Below are 16,498 nucleotides of genomic sequence, written 5' to 3'. Positions count from 1 at the left end.
TACTGTCTGCCTTATTTTTACCGCTGAAATTTGCTTTATCACGTGTACACTGTCGCACAATGTTATTTACAAGGGGCGCAGTCGTGCGGCGCTTCTTTCTTTACTTGTTTGTAGTGGGAGATGAGCGTGCGCGCTTTTCACTGGTCTATTTTGTCTGTTAGTTGTTTGTTGGCGGCTTGTTCAAGTCCGCGTCTTACCCCAGCACCCATCATCGAAGGAAATGCGCCCGTCAGTGCTGTGCCTGCCGTTGTTTCAACGCCGGTGCCGGCGGTGGTGGCTAATACCAGTGCGGCTGGAGCATATACAGTTAAAAAAGGGGATACCCTTTACCGGATTGCTGCTGAGAATAAAGTTTCTTATCAAGATGTGATGGCTTGGAATCATCTGGCTGACCCCAATATCAAGATTGGTCAGGTGCTGCAACTGTCTGCTCCATTAGGTGAGGGTGGCGTCACCATAACGCCGTTGGCTGAGGCCCTCCCTTCGCCTTCAGTCAAAGCAGCGAACACGGCGGTGCTCACTAAGACCGCGCCCAAGGCGGTCAAGGAAGTATATACGCCGCAGCTTGTTGCCTCTATGGTGGCGAGTGATGGCAATAAAGTTGCAACAAAACAACAGTCGATTGCAAGCTCTGTGACAGCTTCTGGTGTCAAACCAATTGCAACAGTGCCTACTGTTACGGCATCGCCGAACCCTAATAAATCAAGTGCTCCAGTGGCATCATCGCCTACTTCTGTCAATACCAGTGGCGTGGATTTTGGGATACCTACCAGTGGAAAGGTGGTGCGTGGCTATAGTGAGGTGAGTAAAGGCGTTGATATTGCGGGAAAACTTGGGCAATCTATTGTTGCGTCAGCACAAGGAAAGGTAGTTTACGCTGGCACAGGTTTGCGGGGCTACGGGAAGATGGTGATATTGCAGCATAGCAATGGTTATCTCACCGCCTATGCACATAACGATAAATTGCTAGTCAAAGAGGGAGATGTCGTTAAAAAAGGTGAAAAAATTGCCGAAATGGGCAAAACCGATGCTGATCAAGTGAAGTTGCATTTTGAGATTCGCAAAGGTGGTAAACCCATAGATCCAGGCAAGTTCATCGCGACAGAATAAATCATGAGCGAACAAAGCGAAATCATTGAACAAGACCTCATTATCGACGAAGTAGAAGTGCTAGAGGCCGATGCTGAAGTTGATGAAGAAGTGGATGACATCGAAGCAGAGGCTAAGGAAGATCCCGAGCGCTATGTCAGCGAAAGTACCGGTGACGTAACGCAGATTTACCTGAATGAAATTGGGCAGTGCAAATTACTGACTCCCGATGAAGAACGGGCATTATCTCGGTTGGTGGTACAAGGTGATTTTGCTGCTCGCCAGAAAATGATTGAGCATAATCTGCGTCTGGTGGTGAATATTGCAAAACATTACATCAATCGCGGCATGACGCTGCTCGATTTGATTGAGGAAGGCAATATCGGTTTGATGCATGCGTTGGAGAAATTTGATCCAGAGCGTGGCTTTCGCTTTTCTACCTACGCAACTTGGTGGATTCGGCAAAGTATCGAGCGGTCGATTATGAATCAATCACGTACGATACGCTTGCCTGTGCATGTAATCAAAGAGCTGAATGTATATTTGCGCGCGCAGCGTCATCTAGAGGCTTCGCTGGGGCATGATCCAAGTGTTGAGGATATTGCACATCTGGTTGGCAAAGATGTTGAAGATGTGCGCCGTGTAATGGGTTTGAATGAGCGTGTTGCATCGCTTGATGCGCCGTTGGATATTGACCCAATGTTAACGATTGGTGAGTCAATCCCCGATGATCAGCATGATGGTCCAGAGGCGACTTTGCAAAATGCTGAGGTTGAGCGGTATGTGCGCGAATGGATGCGGCAGTTGAACGAAAAGCAACGCATGGTGATTGAACGTCGCTATGGTTTAAATGGTTATGAGATCTGTACTTTGGAGGACTTAGCTGCCAATCTAAGTCTGACTCGAGAGCGTGTACGGCAAATTCAAATTGAGGCGCTAGATCAACTGCGCCGTATTTTACGCCGCTATGGTGTAACCAGAGATGTTGTGCTGTAAGAAAATGCTTTGATGCAAGAAAGCCAGTCGGATGACTGGCTTTTTTGTTGGGTATAGCGTCAAAACTAGTGTGCGTACTTGTTTTTGCGCATATACCCAATCTTGCTTAAATGCCGCGCAGCAGCTCGTTGATGCCAACTTTTGAGCGCGTTTTTGCATCCACCTTTTTCACAATCACAGCGCAGTACAGGCTGTATTTGCCATCAGCGGATGGTAGGTTGCCGGAAACGACAACAGAGCCAGCAGGGATGCGGCCGTAGCTCACTTCACCTGTTTCGCGGTCGTAAATGCGGGTTGATTGGCCGATATAGACGCCCATTGAAATTACCGAGCCTTCTTCAACGATCACACCTTCCACAACTTCGGAGCGTGCGCCAATAAAGCAGTTGTCTTCAATGATGGTCGGGCCAGCTTGCAGAGGTTCCAGAACGCCGCCAATGCCTACGCCGCCAGATAAGTGAACATTTTTACCAATTTGCGCACAAGAGCCAACGGTTGCCCAAGTGTCAACCATAGTACCTTCATCAACGAAAGCACCAATATTGACGTACGAAGGCATTAGTACGACATTTTTGCCAATGTGGGCGCCTTTGCGGGCAATTGCATTAGGTACGACACGGAAGCCGCCTGCACGGAAGTCGGCTTCGGTGTAGTCGCCGAACTTGCTTGGCACTTTGTCGAAATAATTAGTGCAGCCACCATCCATCACGACATTGTCATTGATGCGGAAAGAAAGTAATACTGCTTTCTTTACCCATTGATTGGTCACCCATTCGCCATTGCTTTTGTCTGCAACACGCAATTGGCCTTTGTCGAGAGCATTGATCACTTCGTTAACTGCGTCGCGCAATTCTGCTGAAACATTACTTGGTGTGATGTCAGCCCGGTTCTCAAAAGCGGTTTCGATAATTGATTGCAAATTACTCATAATCACTCCATTTAAAAATAAGGGCCACAATTAGTGGGAATTACAAAAACGGACAATGCGCTCTGCCGCATCAATGCATTCGGCAAGCGGGGCCACCAGGGCTATGCGGACATAGTTTTTGCCAGGGTTTACGCCATGCGCTTCGCGGGCTAGGTAGGAGCCAGGTAATACTGTAACGTGTTCTTGCTTGAACAATTCGCGCGCAAATTGCTCGTCACTGGCAAATTGCTTGGGGACCTTGGCCCATAGATAAAATGCAGCATCTGGTAGCGCAACATCAAGCACCTTGGCGAGCTTGTCGGTTACAGCAGCAAATTTTGCACTGTACTGTGCGCGATTCTCAATGACGTGATTTTCATCTTGCCAAGCTGCAGCACTGGCAGCCATCACCATCGGGCTCATGGCGCAGCCATGATAAGTGCGGTAAAGCAGGAATTTCGCCAAAATGCTCGCATCCCCAGCCACAAAGCCTGAGCGCAGGCCTGGCACGTTTGATCGCTTTGACAGTGATGAAAACATAACTAGCCGGGTAAAGTCACGGCCCAATTTGCGTGCAGCCTCGAGGCCGCCAAGCGGCTTGTTATCGCCAAAGTAAATCTCTGAGTAACACTCATCCGAGGCGATTACAAAGCCGTATCGGTCTGAGAGCTCAAATAGGTTTTGCCAATCGGCTAAGCTGGCAACTGCACCAGTTGGATTGCCTGGTGAGCAGACATAAACTAGTTGTGTCTTTGCCCAAATATCTTCGGGAACGCTAGCCCAGTCTGGCTGGAAGCGATGTTCCGCCAGACAGTTCACAAACCAAGGTTGTGCGCCCGCTAAGAGTGCCGCACCCTCATAAATTTGGTAAAAAGGGTTGGGTGAGAGTACATATGCTTGATCCGCTAGCGGGTCGATGACCGCTTGCGCAAAAGCAAACAGTGCTTCGCGACTGCCATTAACGGGCAGAATCTCGGTGGCTGGATTGGGCGCGTCAATTTCATAGCGCTTTGCTATCCACTGAGCGATGTTGGTGCGTAACTCATCACTACCTAGGGTTGCAGGATAGCTAGACAGCCCGGCTAGGTTGCTCATCAAAGCTTCTTTAACCAATTCTGGCGCCGGATGTTTAGGTTCGCCAATCGAAAGATTAACATGGCTGCGAGCCGGATTTGGCGTAAGGTCGCTAAATAGCTGACGAAGTTTTTGAAACGGGTAGGGGTGAAGTAGCTCTAGGCGTGGCGACATGTCACGATCTGTTAGGGAAAGTGCTGATTATAGCCTAAGGGCTGGGCGCATGCGTCGCAACCCTTAGCAAAAAAAGGAATAAATATATTCCTTTAGGTTTGTGGTTTCAGTAAATGATTGAAGTGTTGCATGAACTTTTGCACTTTAGGACCCACTACTGCCATGCAGTAAGGTTGATTCGGGTGCAGATTGTAATAATCGGCATGTTCAAGCTCGGCAGGCCAAAAAGTACTGGCTGCATTTAGTTCGGTAACGATAGCTTGGCCCCATTCATTGCTGGCATCCGCAATCGCGGTTTTTGCTTGCAGGTGTTGCGAATCGTTGTGAAAAAAAATGGCTGAACGGTACTGGGGGCCGATATCATTTCCTTGTCGATTTATTGTGGTGGGGTTGTGAATGGCAAAAAAAACCTGCAATAAATCAGAGTAACTAATGATGCTTGGATCAAATTCGATTTCAACCGCTTCGGCATGCCCAGTATTGCCCTCGCAGACTTGCTTGTATTGGGGTTGCGAGATATGCCCCCCAATGTATCCAGATTGAACATGGTGTACGCCGCGAAGGCGTTTGAATATCGCCTCAAGACACCAGAAGCAACCGCCTGCTAATGTTGCAATTTCAGTCATGTCAGCTCCTCATTGGCGTGCGCCGCGCAAATTGCTTGGAAAATCGGTATTAAAATTGCTGCGAAATGGATTGATATCTAGCCCGCCGCGGCGAGTATAGCGTGCGTAAACGGCCAGCTTCATCGGGTGGCAGGCTTTCATGATGTCTACAAAAATCCGCTCTACGCATTGTTCGTGAAACTCGTTGTGATTCCGAAACGAAATCAGGTAACGAAGCAAACTTTCGCGGTTAATTGGCTTGCCAACATACTGAATTTGCACGCTGGCCCAGTCCGGCTGCCCAGTGACCAAACAATTTGATTTGAGTAGGTTGGAAGTTAGCGTTTCCGTGGTGGTGCCGTCGGATTCATCGCAATGCAAGATTTGCGGGGTTGGGTCGTATTGATTAACTTCGATATCGAGATTGTCGATGCAAAAACCGGGTAGTTCACCAAATTTTAGCTGGTTAAAGGATTCTGGTGCGCTTAGTTTGACTTGGATTGAGGCCCCGGTTGCTGCGCTTAGGTCATCTCGTAGCAGTTGAGTCAACGCTGCCGCGTCTTCGAGCTGAGTCTGATTAAAGCTATTCAAATAAAGTTTGAATGATTTTGATTCGACAATATTGGGGCTGTTGGCGGGAATTTGGAAAGTGGCAAGCGCGATTTGTGGCTTGCCACGTTTATTTAGCCACGACAATTCGTAGCCGTTCCAAATGTCTAGACCCATAAATGGTAGTTCTGCGCCAATCCCAATTTCGTCCCGCTTGCCTTGGCGCGGGATAGGAAATAGTAGGCTTGGGTCGTATTGACTAATGTAGCTGACGGTTTTCCCAAGTGGCGATGCCTGAGCAGCGTTTAACGTGTCGGTCACGTGATGGCCTTATGAATAGAGTAAGTGCGTTTATTCTACCCGATGTGGTTTTCTGGTGGCTCAGATTCACTGGGTAAATCGTTAGCGATACTTGCGCATGAGTCCAACGACAACGCCATAGATTTCCAGGCTTTCGCTGGGGCGAATGATGGAAAAATCAGGGTTGTGTGGAATGAGGTAATACCCTTGTTTATCTCGTCCAAGCTCTTTTAGCGTGTATTCACCGTCGACAATAGCAACCACCAAATCGCCGACATGGGCGGCATGCCGTTTTTCAATAACGGCCAAGTCTCCGTCATAGATACCTGCTTCCAGCATTGAGTCGCCACGTACTTTAATGATGATCGATGTTGAAGGGCGTGGCATCAAGTATTCGTCGAGTGAAATTGATTCACTCATGGCGTCGTTAGCCGCGGCTGGTAACCCGGCTGGAACATTAAAATCGGCTAGTTCTCGCTCAAAAAAACGTTTGGTGGGGACGAGCCGTTTATCGGGCGTCATTTCTATATACCCAGCTAGGGTAAGGCGCTTAACCAGTGCAGAGACCGCAGACTTTGAGGCCATACCCAGTAGTTCGCCAATTACTGCGTATGATGGAATGCTGCGGTAATCGGTGTAATAGTCTTGCAGTTTGCCTAGATATTCATGGTCGCGGTTCGGGTTGGCCATGGTGCTTACCTCATTGAACATTCGTTCTGTTAGCGTATTGAACGAACGTTCCCTTGTCAAGTGTTGTGGCAATTGTCCTTTCGGTGAGGTTTGACGGGCATGCTCTGGTAAAATGTGTGTTTTCTATGTTTGGCGATTGAAGCGTGAGAATTTTTTTAGCTCCAATGGAAGGTTTGCTCGATTGCGTGCTGCGTGATGTGATCACGCGTGCTGGTGGTATTGATATCTGTGTCACCGAGTTTATTCGGGTAACAAATACATTGCTGCCCAATCGCACATTTGAACGAATCGCCCCAGAATTACTCACCAATAGTAAAACTGCCAGTGGCGTCCCTGTGCGGGTGCAGTTGCTGGGCTCTGATCCTGTCTGTTTGGCTGAGAATGCCGCCCGCTTGGCCGGCTTTTCCCCTGCTGGCATCGACCTTAACTTTGGATGTCCGGCCAAAACGGTCAATCGCCATCGTGGTGGCGCAGTATTGCTCAATGAACCTGAATTGATATACCAAATCGTTAAGGCGGTGCGTGATGCTGTGCCACCTTCGATTCCCGTCACCGCCAAAATGCGCCTTGGTTACACCGATACTTCGCCAGCAATTGCTTGCGCGCAAGCAATTGAGGCCGCGGGTGCGGATGAGGTGGTTGTGCACGCGCGAACGAAGACCGATGGCTACAAGCCGCCTGCTTACTGGGAGTGGATCGCCCTTATTAAAGAGCAGGTTGGCATTAATGTGGTTGCCAATGGGGAAATCTGGACGGTTGAAGAGTTTAGGCGCTGCAAAGAAGTTTCCCAATGCGACGATATTATGCTTGGGCGCGGCATCGTGTCTAATCCTGGTCTGGCGTTGGAGGCAAAAACGGGGCAGGGATTGGCCTGGGAAGCGCTGATGCCACTGTTTGTGGTGTTCTGGCAGCAGGTGTTGCTGCATTGCTATCCGAAATACCAAGCTGGGCGACTTAAACAGTGGCTGAATTATTTGCGCCGACATTACCCAGAGGCCGAAGTATTGTTTGCGCAGATTCGTACTTTAAATACACGTGAAGAAATTGAAGTAGGTTTTCCTGCGCTGGTGTTAGGTTCTGTCTAGGGTCGTATGGGTATGGTGATGCAGGCAGTGCTCTTGCTTGCTTTTGTGGCTATACCCTTGGTTTAATTTGCTAGTGTCGAGATCAGTAGCTCTAGCCCCTGCGCTTGGGTTAGTCCTTTTTGCTGGCAAAAACGTGAAAAGCGTTGGTGCAAGCTGGCATCTATTTCAACTGATAGCGCTTTGGGTAGTCGTGCGTTGTGATCTTGCGTGGCGCGAGTCACTTGCAGGGCGCGCGAGCGCCGCTTGCGTTCGGCTGGGCTCATTGCGGCGCCAGAGAGGGCTGGGCGGCCACGTGGGCGTTTAACAGAATCGGTCATGTCAATATTATTTTGGGACTTGTCACGATATTAGCATGAGATGCTCTTTGTTGGTTAGTGGCGCACGCGCAAAATAATGAACTTTGCATTTTGGGCGGCGCACTCAATGTGCCCAAACCATTTGCGCAAGCCGTTTTGGTAGTTTAAATGTCGATTCGCGACAATCCACAACTCGCCATTTGAACTGAGGCGGTCTTTTGATTGCGCAAACATGCTAAATGCAATGTCGGTGGTGACTGTGTTTTGCTGGTGGAATGGTGGGTTGATCAGGATTAGATCAAACAACTGCTCGACATTGCTGAGGCCATCATTGTGCGTGATGCTAACGCTTGCATTGGGGTAGTTGAGCTGAAAACTGCAGCGTGCTGATTCAATGGCCGCCAATGATTCATCATATAAAGAGAGTTCTGCCTGTGGCTGGTGTTGGTGGTAGGCCAGCGATAAAAGTCCATTACCGCAACCGACATCCGCTACATGCTTTGCAGCTGGCAGTTGGGTGAAGTGACTGATAAAGAATCTAGACCCGATGTCTACAGTGTCCTCGGCAAATACGCCTGGCTGATTGATCAGTTGTATGCCTAGTTCTGGCACGGACACAGTGGTGGCCTGGCTTGAGATAGTCTCAGGTTTGATCGTGCCCTGATAGAGACGTGCCTTGCGCTGTGTTGGTAGGTAGCGAAGGTTCGGGCAAAAAATTTTCACGACATCGAGATGGCCATTGCCCACATGTTTTTGCATGCCCGAAAAATAAATATCGATTGGTGTGGATATTTGAGCCGCAATTTGCTGCAGTTGCGCCTTGAGCAGTGAGAGTGATTTTGGCAGCTTGGCAAGAATAAGCTGTGGGTTTGTTAGCTTGCTGTCGTTGTGGGGGGCAATAAATGGATGGACTCTTGAATTAAGGCTTATTGCCTGTTGGGAGCACCAAGAATCATTGATGTGTGTAATGCTGCTAATGCCCGCAATTTCGGCGGCGCAATGAAGCGCGCCAAAGCTGTCATTTACTAAATATACCGAGCCACTTTCCGTCATGAATTGGGATAGGTATTCATCGGCAGCGTCCCAGGCTTGTAGTGCTTTGTCGTGCTTGGTTGGGTAGCGGGTTAGATTGAGTGCTGCAAAGTCCGGCGATTGCATTTGAAATCCAGCATTGGCATTAATTGCATGATTTTACCTTGGTCTATGCGGAGAGTGCTGTAAAACTGCCGCGCCAGATTTGTGGACCGACTGTTTTGCTGAAAAAGTCGACCGTTACCAAAAATGGTTTTTTTGGTAGAATGCCGCCCGCTTTTCATTTAGCAAGACTATGGCTCGACAATTAGAAGACACACAAACTCTCGATTTGCTGCCCGTACCCAAGAAACGCGGCCGACCCAAAACGGGCAAAGCGATGACTCCCGCCCAAAAGCAGGCGGCCTATCGGCGCAGAAAAAAACTTTACGGGATTGTGGCTATCGAGCTTGATCGCACGGATGTTGCGATTTTATTGTCTGCCCTGCGGTCACGTCGGGGTGAATTGGAGCGGGCGGTAAGTCAGGATTTGTTTGAAACACCAGAGCATTTGGATGAGCTTTGTCAGCGGTTGGTAAAATTGCATGACTAATCTGTCTTGCTTAATCAAAGAAGTTATAGTGATGGCGGTTTGATCTGGGCAAAATGGATTGCGTCTGGTTATGTTATCTTGCGAGTTTGTGAATTTACGAAGGTGCTAATCTATGACGCAAGGTGAAGTGACGCATTTTTCGGTGCTTTTTGTGTGTACGGGCAATATTTGCCGCAGCCCTACGGCGGACGGTGTGTTGCGGCAAATGGTCCTGCAGGCTGGTCTGTCTGACCGTATTACTGTTGACTCGGCCGGTACAACTGATTATCACGTGGGCGAGCCCCCTGATCGTCGGGCACAACAACATGCAAAGAAGCGTGGGTATGATTTATCTACTCTGCGCGCGCGCGAGGTGGTAGACCAGGATTTTTCACGTTTTGATTTGGTTTTGGCGATGGATGCAGGGCATTTGGCGCATTTACGGCGACGTTGCCCAAGTCAGTTGCAGTCTAAGGTGCAGCTTTTTTTGGCGTATGCTGATCAGTGCGATGAGACCGATGTGCCAGATCCTTATTATGGCGGTGCGGATGGATTTGAGCGTGTGCTTGATTTGGTTGAGGGCGGATGCTCGGGCGTGTTGAAGTTTGCGCAGGCACAATTAAATGCCGAATCGCTATAATCCCCTACTTGTAAGCAGGCTCAGCGCTGTTCTAGAATGACACATTCCTTCGGGGGAGTAATCACTAGCCGCAGCGCAGTTTTAGCTGGTATGAGCTAGGTGTACGTCAACAAACTTAAAGCTCAGCTTTATGGCGTATGCAGCGACAACTGTCGCCAGATGAGACCCGAGGTTGGCTATGTGCTCATGGGTGGGCTGCATGGTTGACCTCGTGTCGTTTGCCCACCCTGGAGTTGATTTATGTTTGATGCATTTTTAGTTTCAACCGGCGTAGTTGCAGTTGCAGAAATGGGGGATAAAACCCAGTTGCTGTCGCTGATTCTCGCTGCTCGTTTTAGACGCCCGCTGCCGATTGTTGCGGGCATTTTTGTTGCTACGGTATTAAACCATTTTGCTGCTGGCTGGATTGGGCAGCAGGTGGCGGGTTTGATTTCTGCCGATATTTTGCGATGGGTGGTTGGCCTAGGTTTTCTTGCGATTGCTGCGTGGGCGCTTGTGCCCGATGTGATGGAAGAGGGTGAGGCTGAGGTTAAACCTTATGGTGCTTTTGTCGCGACCTGTATTGCTTTCTTTTTGGCTGAAATGGGTGACAAAACACAAGTGGCGACTGTTGCTTTGGCATTAAAATACACGCCGCTATGGCAGGTTGTACTGGGGACGACACTTGGAATGATGCTTGCCAATGTGCCTGCGGTTTACTTGGGTGATTGGATTTCAAGTCGCATGCATTTGTTGCGCATGGTGCGTTTTGTTGCGGCCGCAATTTTTGCTGTGATTGGTGTGCTGGCGTTGGCGGGTGTTGGCTACTAAGCTTTTCGGTAAAAGCAAATAATTCATTAATAGCGAGCATGGTGGTGCCCACAGAGGTGCCCCATCTCGCTATTTGTATAATTTTTATTTATTAAAATGAACGGGGAAGAGACATGCTGGATGCTTTTTTTAAGCTCAAAGAGCATGGGACTGATGTAAAAACTGAGGTAATTGCAGGTTTTACAACATTCCTAACTATGGCCTACATCGTATTTGTTAATCCATCCATTCTTGCGCTAACTGGTATGGATTTTAATGCGGTGTTTGTTGCGACTTGCTTGGCTGCGGCGCTTGGTACTGCAATCATGGCCTTGGTGGCCAATTATCCGATTGCCTTGGCGCCAGGTATGGGGTTGAACGCCTATTTTACTTTCACTGTCGTGAAGGGGATGGGGGTTTCTTGGCAGGTTGCCTTAGGTGCTGTGTTTGTTTCCGGTATTATCTTCTTGATCGTCTCGTTATTTAAAGTGCGTGAGGCGATTGTGAATGCGATTCCGCACTCACTCAAATTGGCAATATCAGCTGGTGTTGGGATGTTTTTGGCGATTATTGCGCTAAAAAATGCTGGAGTGGTGGTGGGCTCGCCTGCGACATTGGTGACCTTGGGTGATATCCATTCGCCAACGACCTTGCTGGCCATATTTGGCTTCTTTCTAATCATTGCACTTGAATACCGCAAAATTCACGGCTCGATCATTATCTCGATTTTGGCGGTTACTGGCATTTCTATTTTGATGGGCTTGTCACAGTTTAAGGGGGTTTTCTCAGCGCCTCCGTCAATTGCACCTACGTTTATGCAGATGGATTTGTCTGGTGCTCTCAATGTCGGTCTGCTAGGGGTGGTGTTTGTATTCTTCTTCGTCGATTTGTTTGATACCACAGGTACGTTAATCGGTGTATCTCATCGCGCAGGTTTGCTGGATAAAGATGGTAAGTTGCCTCGCCTAAAGAAAGCACTCTTGGCTGATTCGGTAGCGATTACTGCTGGCGCAGCATTGGGTACTTCGTCAACAACTGCGTATATCGAATCTGCTGCAGGCACCGCGGTCGGTGGTCGCACAGGTTTGACCTCATTGGTGGTGGCAATTTTGTTCTTGTTGGCGCTTTGGTTCTCTCCGTTGGCAGCTACCGTGCCCGCATATGCAACCGCGCCAGCATTGTGTTATGTGGCTGTACTAATGACGCGTGGCTTGGCCGAAATTGAGTGGAATGACCTTACCGAATCAGCTCCTGCGGTGATGACAGCGCTAGCAATGCCATTTACATTCTCAATTGCTGATGGCATTGCATTTGGTTTTATTAGCTATGCAGTAATTAAATTGCTGGCAGGTCGTCATAAAGATTTGAGTCCGGCGGTTTTGATTATTGCAGGCTTGTGGGTCGTGAAGTTTGCTTTTTTTCACTGAGATTAGATGATGACTGCCCCTGTTTTGGCTATGCCGCCCTACGCTGATTACATTCGCTCAAGGATAAGAACGGTTCCGGATTGGCCGCAACAGGGGGTCATGTTTCGCGATATAACGCCGCTGCTGCAAGATCCTAAAACCTTTCGGGTGCTTGTGGATATTTTTGTGCATCGGTATATGGATCAAAATCTAGATGTGGTGGCTGGCGTTGATGCTCGCGGCTTTATTTTGGGGGCTGTAGTTGCCTACGAGCTGAATCTGGGTTTTGTTCCTGTGCGTAAAAAAGGGAAGTTGCCGTTTGATACCATTGCCGAAGAGTATGAGCTTGAATATGGTTCGGCAACGGTTGAGTTGCATGCCGATGCTTGCAAAGCTGGGGATCGCGTATTATTAATTGATGATCTTGTTGCAACTGGTGGAACCATGATTGCTGCGGCCAATCTCCTGAGGCGGATTGGCGCAAATGTGGTTGAGGCGGCTGCTATTGTTGATTTGCCCGAGTTGGGGGGCTCAAATCTTGTGCGGCAACAAGGTATTGAATTATTTACTGTTTGTGATTTTTCTGGGCATTAAGCTTGGAGTGAGGATTTTATCGTGACCATGGAATTGCCCGAAGCTCGTACCATTTTAGATAATGCAGATTGCTTGCATCCTGAGGCCGAAGTGTTGGCTGCTTTAGATCAGATGGGTGAGCAGATGTGTAAGGCTTTAGCACATACTAACCCTGTGGTGTATACCGTATTAAATGGAGGCTTGATTGTGGCGGGGCATTTGTTGCCGCGCCTTAAGTTTCCGCTTGAGATGGCTTATCTGCATGCAACTCGCTACCGTAACGAGACTTCTGGTGGCGAATTGGATTGGAAGGTTAAGCCTCGCGAGGATTTGCGTGGTCGCACTGTCGTTATTGTTGACGACATTCTTGATGAAGGTCACACCTTGGCTGCGATTGTTGAGTACTGCAAACAACAGGGTGCTAGTGCGGTGCATGTAGCTGTCTTGATTGATAAAAAGCATGATCGTAAGGCGGTGGGGATTAAGGCTGATTTTGTTGGAATGGAAGTAGAAGATCGCTTCTTGTTTGGTTGCGGGATGGACTACCAAGGGTACTGGCGTAATACTCTGGCCGTGTATGCGGTTAAAGGCTTGTAATTCGTAATCATTAGCCGATGGTCGCCAGTTTCTCCATTAAAAAGGGTGAGATATGGCGACAAGTTCTGATGTGTTAGTTAAGCACTTCCGGCAAATTCTGATCTGGCCTTTGCAGTTAATGCCCATGCCGCGCAAAAGCGGTGAATCTAGGGCAATGGGGCGGCAGTGGGAGCTAATGCAAGAGGCTGCTGCAGCTGGCTCTCCCTGGCAGCCTCGTGCAACAGAGTTTGACGGTGCTCCCGAGCAATTCGAGGAGCGTCACTATCGTGAGTTTGTCACTTTCCTTCCTTATGTTCAGCGTTTTTTATATGGCGAGAATAAATCTTCGGGCTTAGGTAGTTACGGGCACTCCCCATTGCATGTTTTTCGCCGTACCGACATCTCTACAGTTTTGATGATGTTTAAAGATGGTGCTGTACATCATTTTAAGGTGGCGCATATCGACTTGTATTTCTTTTACGATGTTGATGTGGTGATTTTAGCGTTTGAAATTGTTGGAGAGAATTTGCCACTCAAGCGGGTGCAAGATGCGTTGTTTCGCTTTGGGCGCGCATTTCCTGCTCAGTGGGATGAAGACTCGACTGCGGCAAATTGTTTGCGCAAGGTGGCGTGGCTTAATGCTTCTGGCGAAGTGATTTCTGAGTCGGATTACGAGGATCGTGCGGGTTATTTGGCGCATTTGGGGCAGTACCGTGCACCAAGAATGGCCTCGCATTGGGATTTTCTGATGCAGCCTCTGGTGTTGCATCATTCTGCGGCCGCCGGGGCGCTGCGGTATCGTCAAATTGAATATCATCGAATGCCTATTCTGGCCTATGTAGCTGTTGATGACCCATTTAAGCTTTCTGATGAAGATTTTTATCGGCTAGGGATGGTAACTCGCCCAGGTAGCGAAGATGAGTTGCCATATACGCGAAAAATTTTTAGCGAGTTTGAAAGCAATTGCTGCTTTGATCGTTTTTGGGTGCCTGAGCGTAAGCATGCTTCAACCTCAACCCGCATGATGTGTAATGGTCATGCTTTTGTGATGGTTGGAATGCATGCTAATCAATTTTATTCTGATCCGTTTACTGGCGTGCTGGGGCAGTTTCGTCACCAGCACTTCTTAATGGCGTTGATTGCGCATTTCCATAAATCGTCATTGCTGATGTTCTCCGATCGGTTGGCAGTTGCGCTTTCAGAGCTTGATTTGAAAGATATTCAATCGATTCGAACCTTCAAGCGCGAGATTCGTCTGCTTTTAGAGGGTTTTTTGCGATTTAATCAGCGTTACTGGTTTAGGGAAGTGTCCAATCAAGTGGTCTCCGCTCAATTGTTCAAAATGATGTCCGTTCACTTGGATACGCAACGATTGCATCGGGATGTTGCCGACTCAGTGCAAAGCATGAATCAATATTTGGAAAATGATGATCTGCGGCGGCAGGCCGATACTGTTGTGCGCTTGACCGTGGTAACAGTATTTGGTTTAGTCGGTACCACGATTACTGGTTTTTTGGGAATGAATCTCTTTGGTTTGGCCGAAGAGCCATTGTTGCAGCGGGTTGGGTATTTTATTGCCGTCTCGGTGCCGATTACTTGGTTAATCTTTGTGACGGTTGCTAAATCCAAAGGTTTGGCTGAGTTTTTGGATGCGATGTCTGATGAGCGGGTTTCATTGCGCCAAACCATCAAAATGCTTGCAAATGTCTGGCGAAAAAAGAAATCATGAAATTCTTGCATGGCTAGCTGATAACTGCGCATCTCGATTTGATCTAAGTCGTGTTAGAATCACGCATCTTTCAACGGTAACGGAAGCTGCCCGCTCATGTTCTCGAAGTCTCAAACTATCGCCTCTTACGATCCTGATCTTGCCGCAGCGATGGCTGCTGAGGTTGTTCGCCAGCACGAACATATCGAATTGATCGCGTCTGAAAACTACACCAGCCCAGCGGTGATGGAAGCCCAAGGCTCTCAACTCACCAACAAATACGCTGAAGGCTACCCAGGCAAACGTTTCTACGGCGGTTGTGAACACGTTGATGTGATCGAGCAACTGGCGATTGATCGCGTAAAAGCATTGTTTGGTGCTGAGTACGCTAACGTGCAGCCACATTCTGGCTCACAAGCTAACCAAGCCGTTTACTTCTCGATCCTGAAGCCGGGCGACACCGTAATGGGTATGAACTTGGGCCACGGCGGTCACTTGACGCATGGTTCGCCTGCAAATTTGTCTGGTAAATTGTTCAATATCGTGGCCTACGGTTTGAACGAAAACGAAGAAATCGATTATGACGATATGGAACGCGTTGCACTCGAAACCAAGCCAAAACTGCTGATCGGTGGCGCTTCGGCGTACGCTTTGCGTTTTGACTGGGCGCGTATGCGTGAAATTGCTGACAAGGTTGGCGCTTATTTCATGGTGGATATGGCTCACTACGCCGGTCTGATCGCTGCTGGTGTGTATCCAAACCCAGTGCCACACGCACACTTTGTAACGTCGACTACGCACAAAACACTGCGCGGTCCACGCGGCGGCATTATCTTGGCGAAGGCGGAGTTTGAAAAGTCACTGAATTCAAACGTGTTCCCAACTTTGCAAGGTGGCCCGCTGATGCACGTGATCGCAGGTAAAGCGGTAGCGTTCAAAGAAGCTGCAACTGAAGAGTTCAAAGAATATCAAAAACAAGTTTTGCTGAATGCGCAAGCAATGGCAAAAACTTTGGCTGAACGCGGTCTGCGCATTATTTCTGGCCGCACCGAGTCGCACGTATTCTTGGTTGACCTGCGTCCTAAAGGTCTAACTGGTAAAGCGGCGGATGCTTTCTTGGGCAAAGCGCACATCACGGTGAACAAAAACGCGATCCCGAACGATCCAGAAAGCCCCTTTGTGACTTCAGGTATTCGTATCGGTGCGCCAGCGATTACCACGCGTGGTTTTAAAGAAGCCGAAGCGATTCAAGTGGCTAATTTGATCGCTGATGTGCTGGATAATCCGGAAGATGAAGCAAATATTGCAACTGTTGCAGCTAAAGTTAAAGCTTTGACAGCGCAATTCCCAGTTTACGGCGCTTAATTTTTAGTGTTTTAGGCTGAAAAAGAGGTGGAGCATTGCGCTCCACCTTTTGTGTTTTATAAAAGATGTATAT

Annotated in this window: 18 protein-coding genes; 11 read left to right on the top strand and 7 right to left on the bottom strand. The window is 48.6% G+C overall.

Annotated features, from left to right (window positions below):
- Window positions 1-120: 120 nt before the first annotated feature.
- Together HZU75_RS16820 and rpoS are read left to right on the top strand one after the other, a co-directional pair.
- Complete coding sequence (locus HZU75_RS16820; protein ID WP_180307119.1) at window positions 121-1,110, top strand: peptidoglycan DD-metalloendopeptidase family protein; 990 nt, start codon at window positions 121-123, stop codon at window positions 1,108-1,110.
- Between the two features lie 3 nt (window positions 1,111-1,113).
- Window positions 1,114-2,085, top strand: a complete 972-nt coding sequence (gene rpoS / locus HZU75_RS16815) for an RNA polymerase sigma factor RpoS (protein WP_180307118.1) — start codon at window positions 1,114-1,116, stop codon at window positions 2,083-2,085.
- A 106-nt stretch (window positions 2,086-2,191) separates the two neighbouring features.
- On the opposite strand, the gene dapD is transcribed toward rpoS, so the two are convergent.
- From dapD to HZU75_RS16790, 5 genes are all read right to left on the bottom strand, one after another.
- Window positions 2,192-3,013, bottom strand: coding sequence for a 2,3,4,5-tetrahydropyridine-2,6-dicarboxylate N-succinyltransferase (dapD, locus tag HZU75_RS16810; RefSeq protein ID WP_180307117.1), 822 nt, complete (start codon window positions 3,011-3,013; stop codon window positions 2,192-2,194).
- A gap of 30 nt (window positions 3,014-3,043) precedes the next feature.
- The gene (gene dapC / locus HZU75_RS16805) at window positions 3,044-4,240 is read right to left on the bottom strand and encodes a succinyldiaminopimelate transaminase (RefSeq protein WP_180307116.1); all 1,197 of its coding nucleotides are present in this window, start codon (window positions 4,238-4,240) and stop codon (window positions 3,044-3,046) included.
- Between the two features lie 92 nt (window positions 4,241-4,332).
- On the bottom strand, window positions 4,333-4,866 hold the full coding sequence (gene msrA, locus HZU75_RS16800; RefSeq protein WP_180307115.1) for a peptide-methionine (S)-S-oxide reductase MsrA: 534 nt from the start codon (window positions 4,864-4,866) through the stop codon (window positions 4,333-4,335).
- 9 nt (window positions 4,867-4,875) lie between these two features.
- Window positions 4,876-5,715 carry an NADPH-dependent 7-cyano-7-deazaguanine reductase QueF gene (queF, locus tag HZU75_RS16795; RefSeq protein ID WP_180307114.1) on the bottom strand — a complete coding sequence of 280 codons (840 nt, stop codon included), beginning with the start codon at window positions 5,713-5,715 and terminating at the stop codon, window positions 4,876-4,878.
- 81 nt (window positions 5,716-5,796) lie between these two features.
- The gene (locus HZU75_RS16790) at window positions 5,797-6,384 is read right to left on the bottom strand and encodes a LexA family protein (protein ID WP_180307113.1); all 588 of its coding nucleotides are present in this window, start codon (window positions 6,382-6,384) and stop codon (window positions 5,797-5,799) included.
- A 143-nt stretch (window positions 6,385-6,527) separates the two neighbouring features.
- Between HZU75_RS16790 and HZU75_RS16785 the strand changes: the two genes are divergently transcribed.
- A complete protein-coding gene (locus HZU75_RS16785; RefSeq protein ID WP_228028121.1) occupies window positions 6,528-7,469 on the top strand; it encodes a tRNA dihydrouridine synthase in 942 nt (313 codons plus the stop codon).
- A gap of 62 nt (window positions 7,470-7,531) precedes the next feature.
- Here the strand turns inward: HZU75_RS16785 and HZU75_RS16780 are convergent, their stop codons facing one another.
- Window positions 7,532-7,786, bottom strand: coding sequence for a RepB family protein (locus HZU75_RS16780; protein WP_180307112.1), 255 nt, complete (start codon window positions 7,784-7,786; stop codon window positions 7,532-7,534).
- A 54-nt stretch (window positions 7,787-7,840) separates the two neighbouring features.
- A complete protein-coding gene (locus HZU75_RS16775) occupies window positions 7,841-8,923 on the bottom strand; it encodes a class I SAM-dependent methyltransferase (RefSeq protein ID WP_180307111.1) in 1,083 nt (360 codons plus the stop codon).
- 169 nt (window positions 8,924-9,092) lie between these two features.
- On the opposite strand from HZU75_RS16775, the gene HZU75_RS16770 reads away from it, so the two are divergent.
- The 8 genes from HZU75_RS16770 to glyA all read left to right on the top strand — a co-directional run bounded on the left by HZU75_RS16770 (window position 9,093) and on the right by glyA (window position 16,425).
- A complete protein-coding gene (locus HZU75_RS16770; protein WP_180307110.1) occupies window positions 9,093-9,389 on the top strand; it encodes a hypothetical protein in 297 nt (98 codons plus the stop codon).
- A gap of 112 nt (window positions 9,390-9,501) precedes the next feature.
- Window positions 9,502-10,008 (top strand): low molecular weight protein-tyrosine-phosphatase, encoded by a 507-nt coding sequence (locus HZU75_RS16765; RefSeq protein ID WP_228028120.1) that lies wholly within the window; start codon window positions 9,502-9,504, stop codon window positions 10,006-10,008.
- 240 nt (window positions 10,009-10,248) lie between these two features.
- Window positions 10,249-10,818, top strand: coding sequence for a TMEM165/GDT1 family protein (locus tag HZU75_RS16760; protein WP_180307109.1), 570 nt, complete (start codon window positions 10,249-10,251; stop codon window positions 10,816-10,818).
- 113 nt (window positions 10,819-10,931) lie between these two features.
- A complete protein-coding gene (locus HZU75_RS16755) occupies window positions 10,932-12,224 on the top strand; it encodes an NCS2 family permease (protein WP_180307108.1) in 1,293 nt (430 codons plus the stop codon).
- A 30-nt stretch (window positions 12,225-12,254) separates the two neighbouring features.
- Window positions 12,255-12,797 carry an adenine phosphoribosyltransferase gene (locus tag HZU75_RS16750; protein ID WP_373279650.1) on the top strand — a complete coding sequence of 181 codons (543 nt, stop codon included), beginning with the start codon at window positions 12,255-12,257 and terminating at the stop codon, window positions 12,795-12,797.
- A 27-nt stretch (window positions 12,798-12,824) separates the two neighbouring features.
- A complete protein-coding gene (locus HZU75_RS16745) occupies window positions 12,825-13,373 on the top strand; it encodes a hypoxanthine-guanine phosphoribosyltransferase (protein ID WP_228028283.1) in 549 nt (182 codons plus the stop codon).
- Between the two features lie 52 nt (window positions 13,374-13,425).
- Complete coding sequence (locus tag HZU75_RS16740; protein ID WP_228028119.1) at window positions 13,426-15,081, top strand: hypothetical protein; 1,656 nt, start codon at window positions 13,426-13,428, stop codon at window positions 15,079-15,081.
- 96 nt (window positions 15,082-15,177) lie between these two features.
- Window positions 15,178-16,425, top strand: coding sequence for a serine hydroxymethyltransferase (glyA, locus tag HZU75_RS16735; protein ID WP_180307105.1), 1,248 nt, complete (start codon window positions 15,178-15,180; stop codon window positions 16,423-16,425).
- The last annotated feature ends 73 nt before the right edge of the window (window positions 16,426-16,498 follow it).

This window comes from Chitinibacter fontanus (assembly GCF_013423785.1).
Taxonomy (GTDB): Bacteria; Pseudomonadota; Gammaproteobacteria; order Burkholderiales; family Chitinibacteraceae; genus Chitinibacter; species Chitinibacter fontanus.
The sequence above is the reverse complement of the archived record's forward strand: the minus strand, read 5'-3'. Positions and strand labels throughout refer to the sequence as shown.

Bases quoted from the DNA above. Each gene is read 5' to 3' on its own strand.
- HZU75_RS16820 (WP_180307119.1), top strand. From the start codon at position 121: ATGAGCGTGCGCGCTTTTCACTGGTCTATTTTGTCTGTTAGTTGTTTG.
- rpoS (WP_180307118.1), top strand. From the start codon at position 1,114: ATGAGCGAACAAAGCGAAATCATTGAACAAGACCTCATTATCGACGAA.
- dapD (WP_180307117.1), bottom strand. From the start codon at position 3,013: ATGAGTAATTTGCAATCAATTATCGAAACCGCTTTTGAGAACCGGGCT.
- dapC (WP_180307116.1), bottom strand. From the start codon at position 4,240: ATGTCGCCACGCCTAGAGCTACTTCACCCCTACCCGTTTCAAAAACTT.
- msrA (WP_180307115.1), bottom strand. From the start codon at position 4,866: ATGACTGAAATTGCAACATTAGCAGGCGGTTGCTTCTGGTGTCTTGAG.
- HZU75_RS16790 (WP_180307113.1), bottom strand. From the start codon at position 6,384: ATGGCCAACCCGAACCGCGACCATGAATATCTAGGCAAACTGCAAGAC.
- HZU75_RS16780 (WP_180307112.1), bottom strand. From the start codon at position 7,786: ATGACCGATTCTGTTAAACGCCCACGTGGCCGCCCAGCCCTCTCTGGC.
- HZU75_RS16775 (WP_180307111.1), bottom strand. From the start codon at position 8,923: ATGCAATCGCCGGACTTTGCAGCACTCAATCTAACCCGCTACCCAACC.
- HZU75_RS16770 (WP_180307110.1), top strand. From the start codon at position 9,093: ATGGCTCGACAATTAGAAGACACACAAACTCTCGATTTGCTGCCCGTA.
- HZU75_RS16765 (WP_228028120.1), top strand. From the start codon at position 9,502: ATGACGCAAGGTGAAGTGACGCATTTTTCGGTGCTTTTTGTGTGTACG.
- HZU75_RS16760 (WP_180307109.1), top strand. From the start codon at position 10,249: ATGTTTGATGCATTTTTAGTTTCAACCGGCGTAGTTGCAGTTGCAGAA.
- HZU75_RS16755 (WP_180307108.1), top strand. From the start codon at position 10,932: ATGCTGGATGCTTTTTTTAAGCTCAAAGAGCATGGGACTGATGTAAAA.
- HZU75_RS16750 (WP_373279650.1), top strand. From the start codon at position 12,255: ATGCCGCCCTACGCTGATTACATTCGCTCAAGGATAAGAACGGTTCCG.
- HZU75_RS16745 (WP_228028283.1), top strand. From the start codon at position 12,825: ATGGAATTGCCCGAAGCTCGTACCATTTTAGATAATGCAGATTGCTTG.
- HZU75_RS16740 (WP_228028119.1), top strand. From the start codon at position 13,426: ATGGCGACAAGTTCTGATGTGTTAGTTAAGCACTTCCGGCAAATTCTG.
- glyA (WP_180307105.1), top strand. From the start codon at position 15,178: ATGTTCTCGAAGTCTCAAACTATCGCCTCTTACGATCCTGATCTTGCC.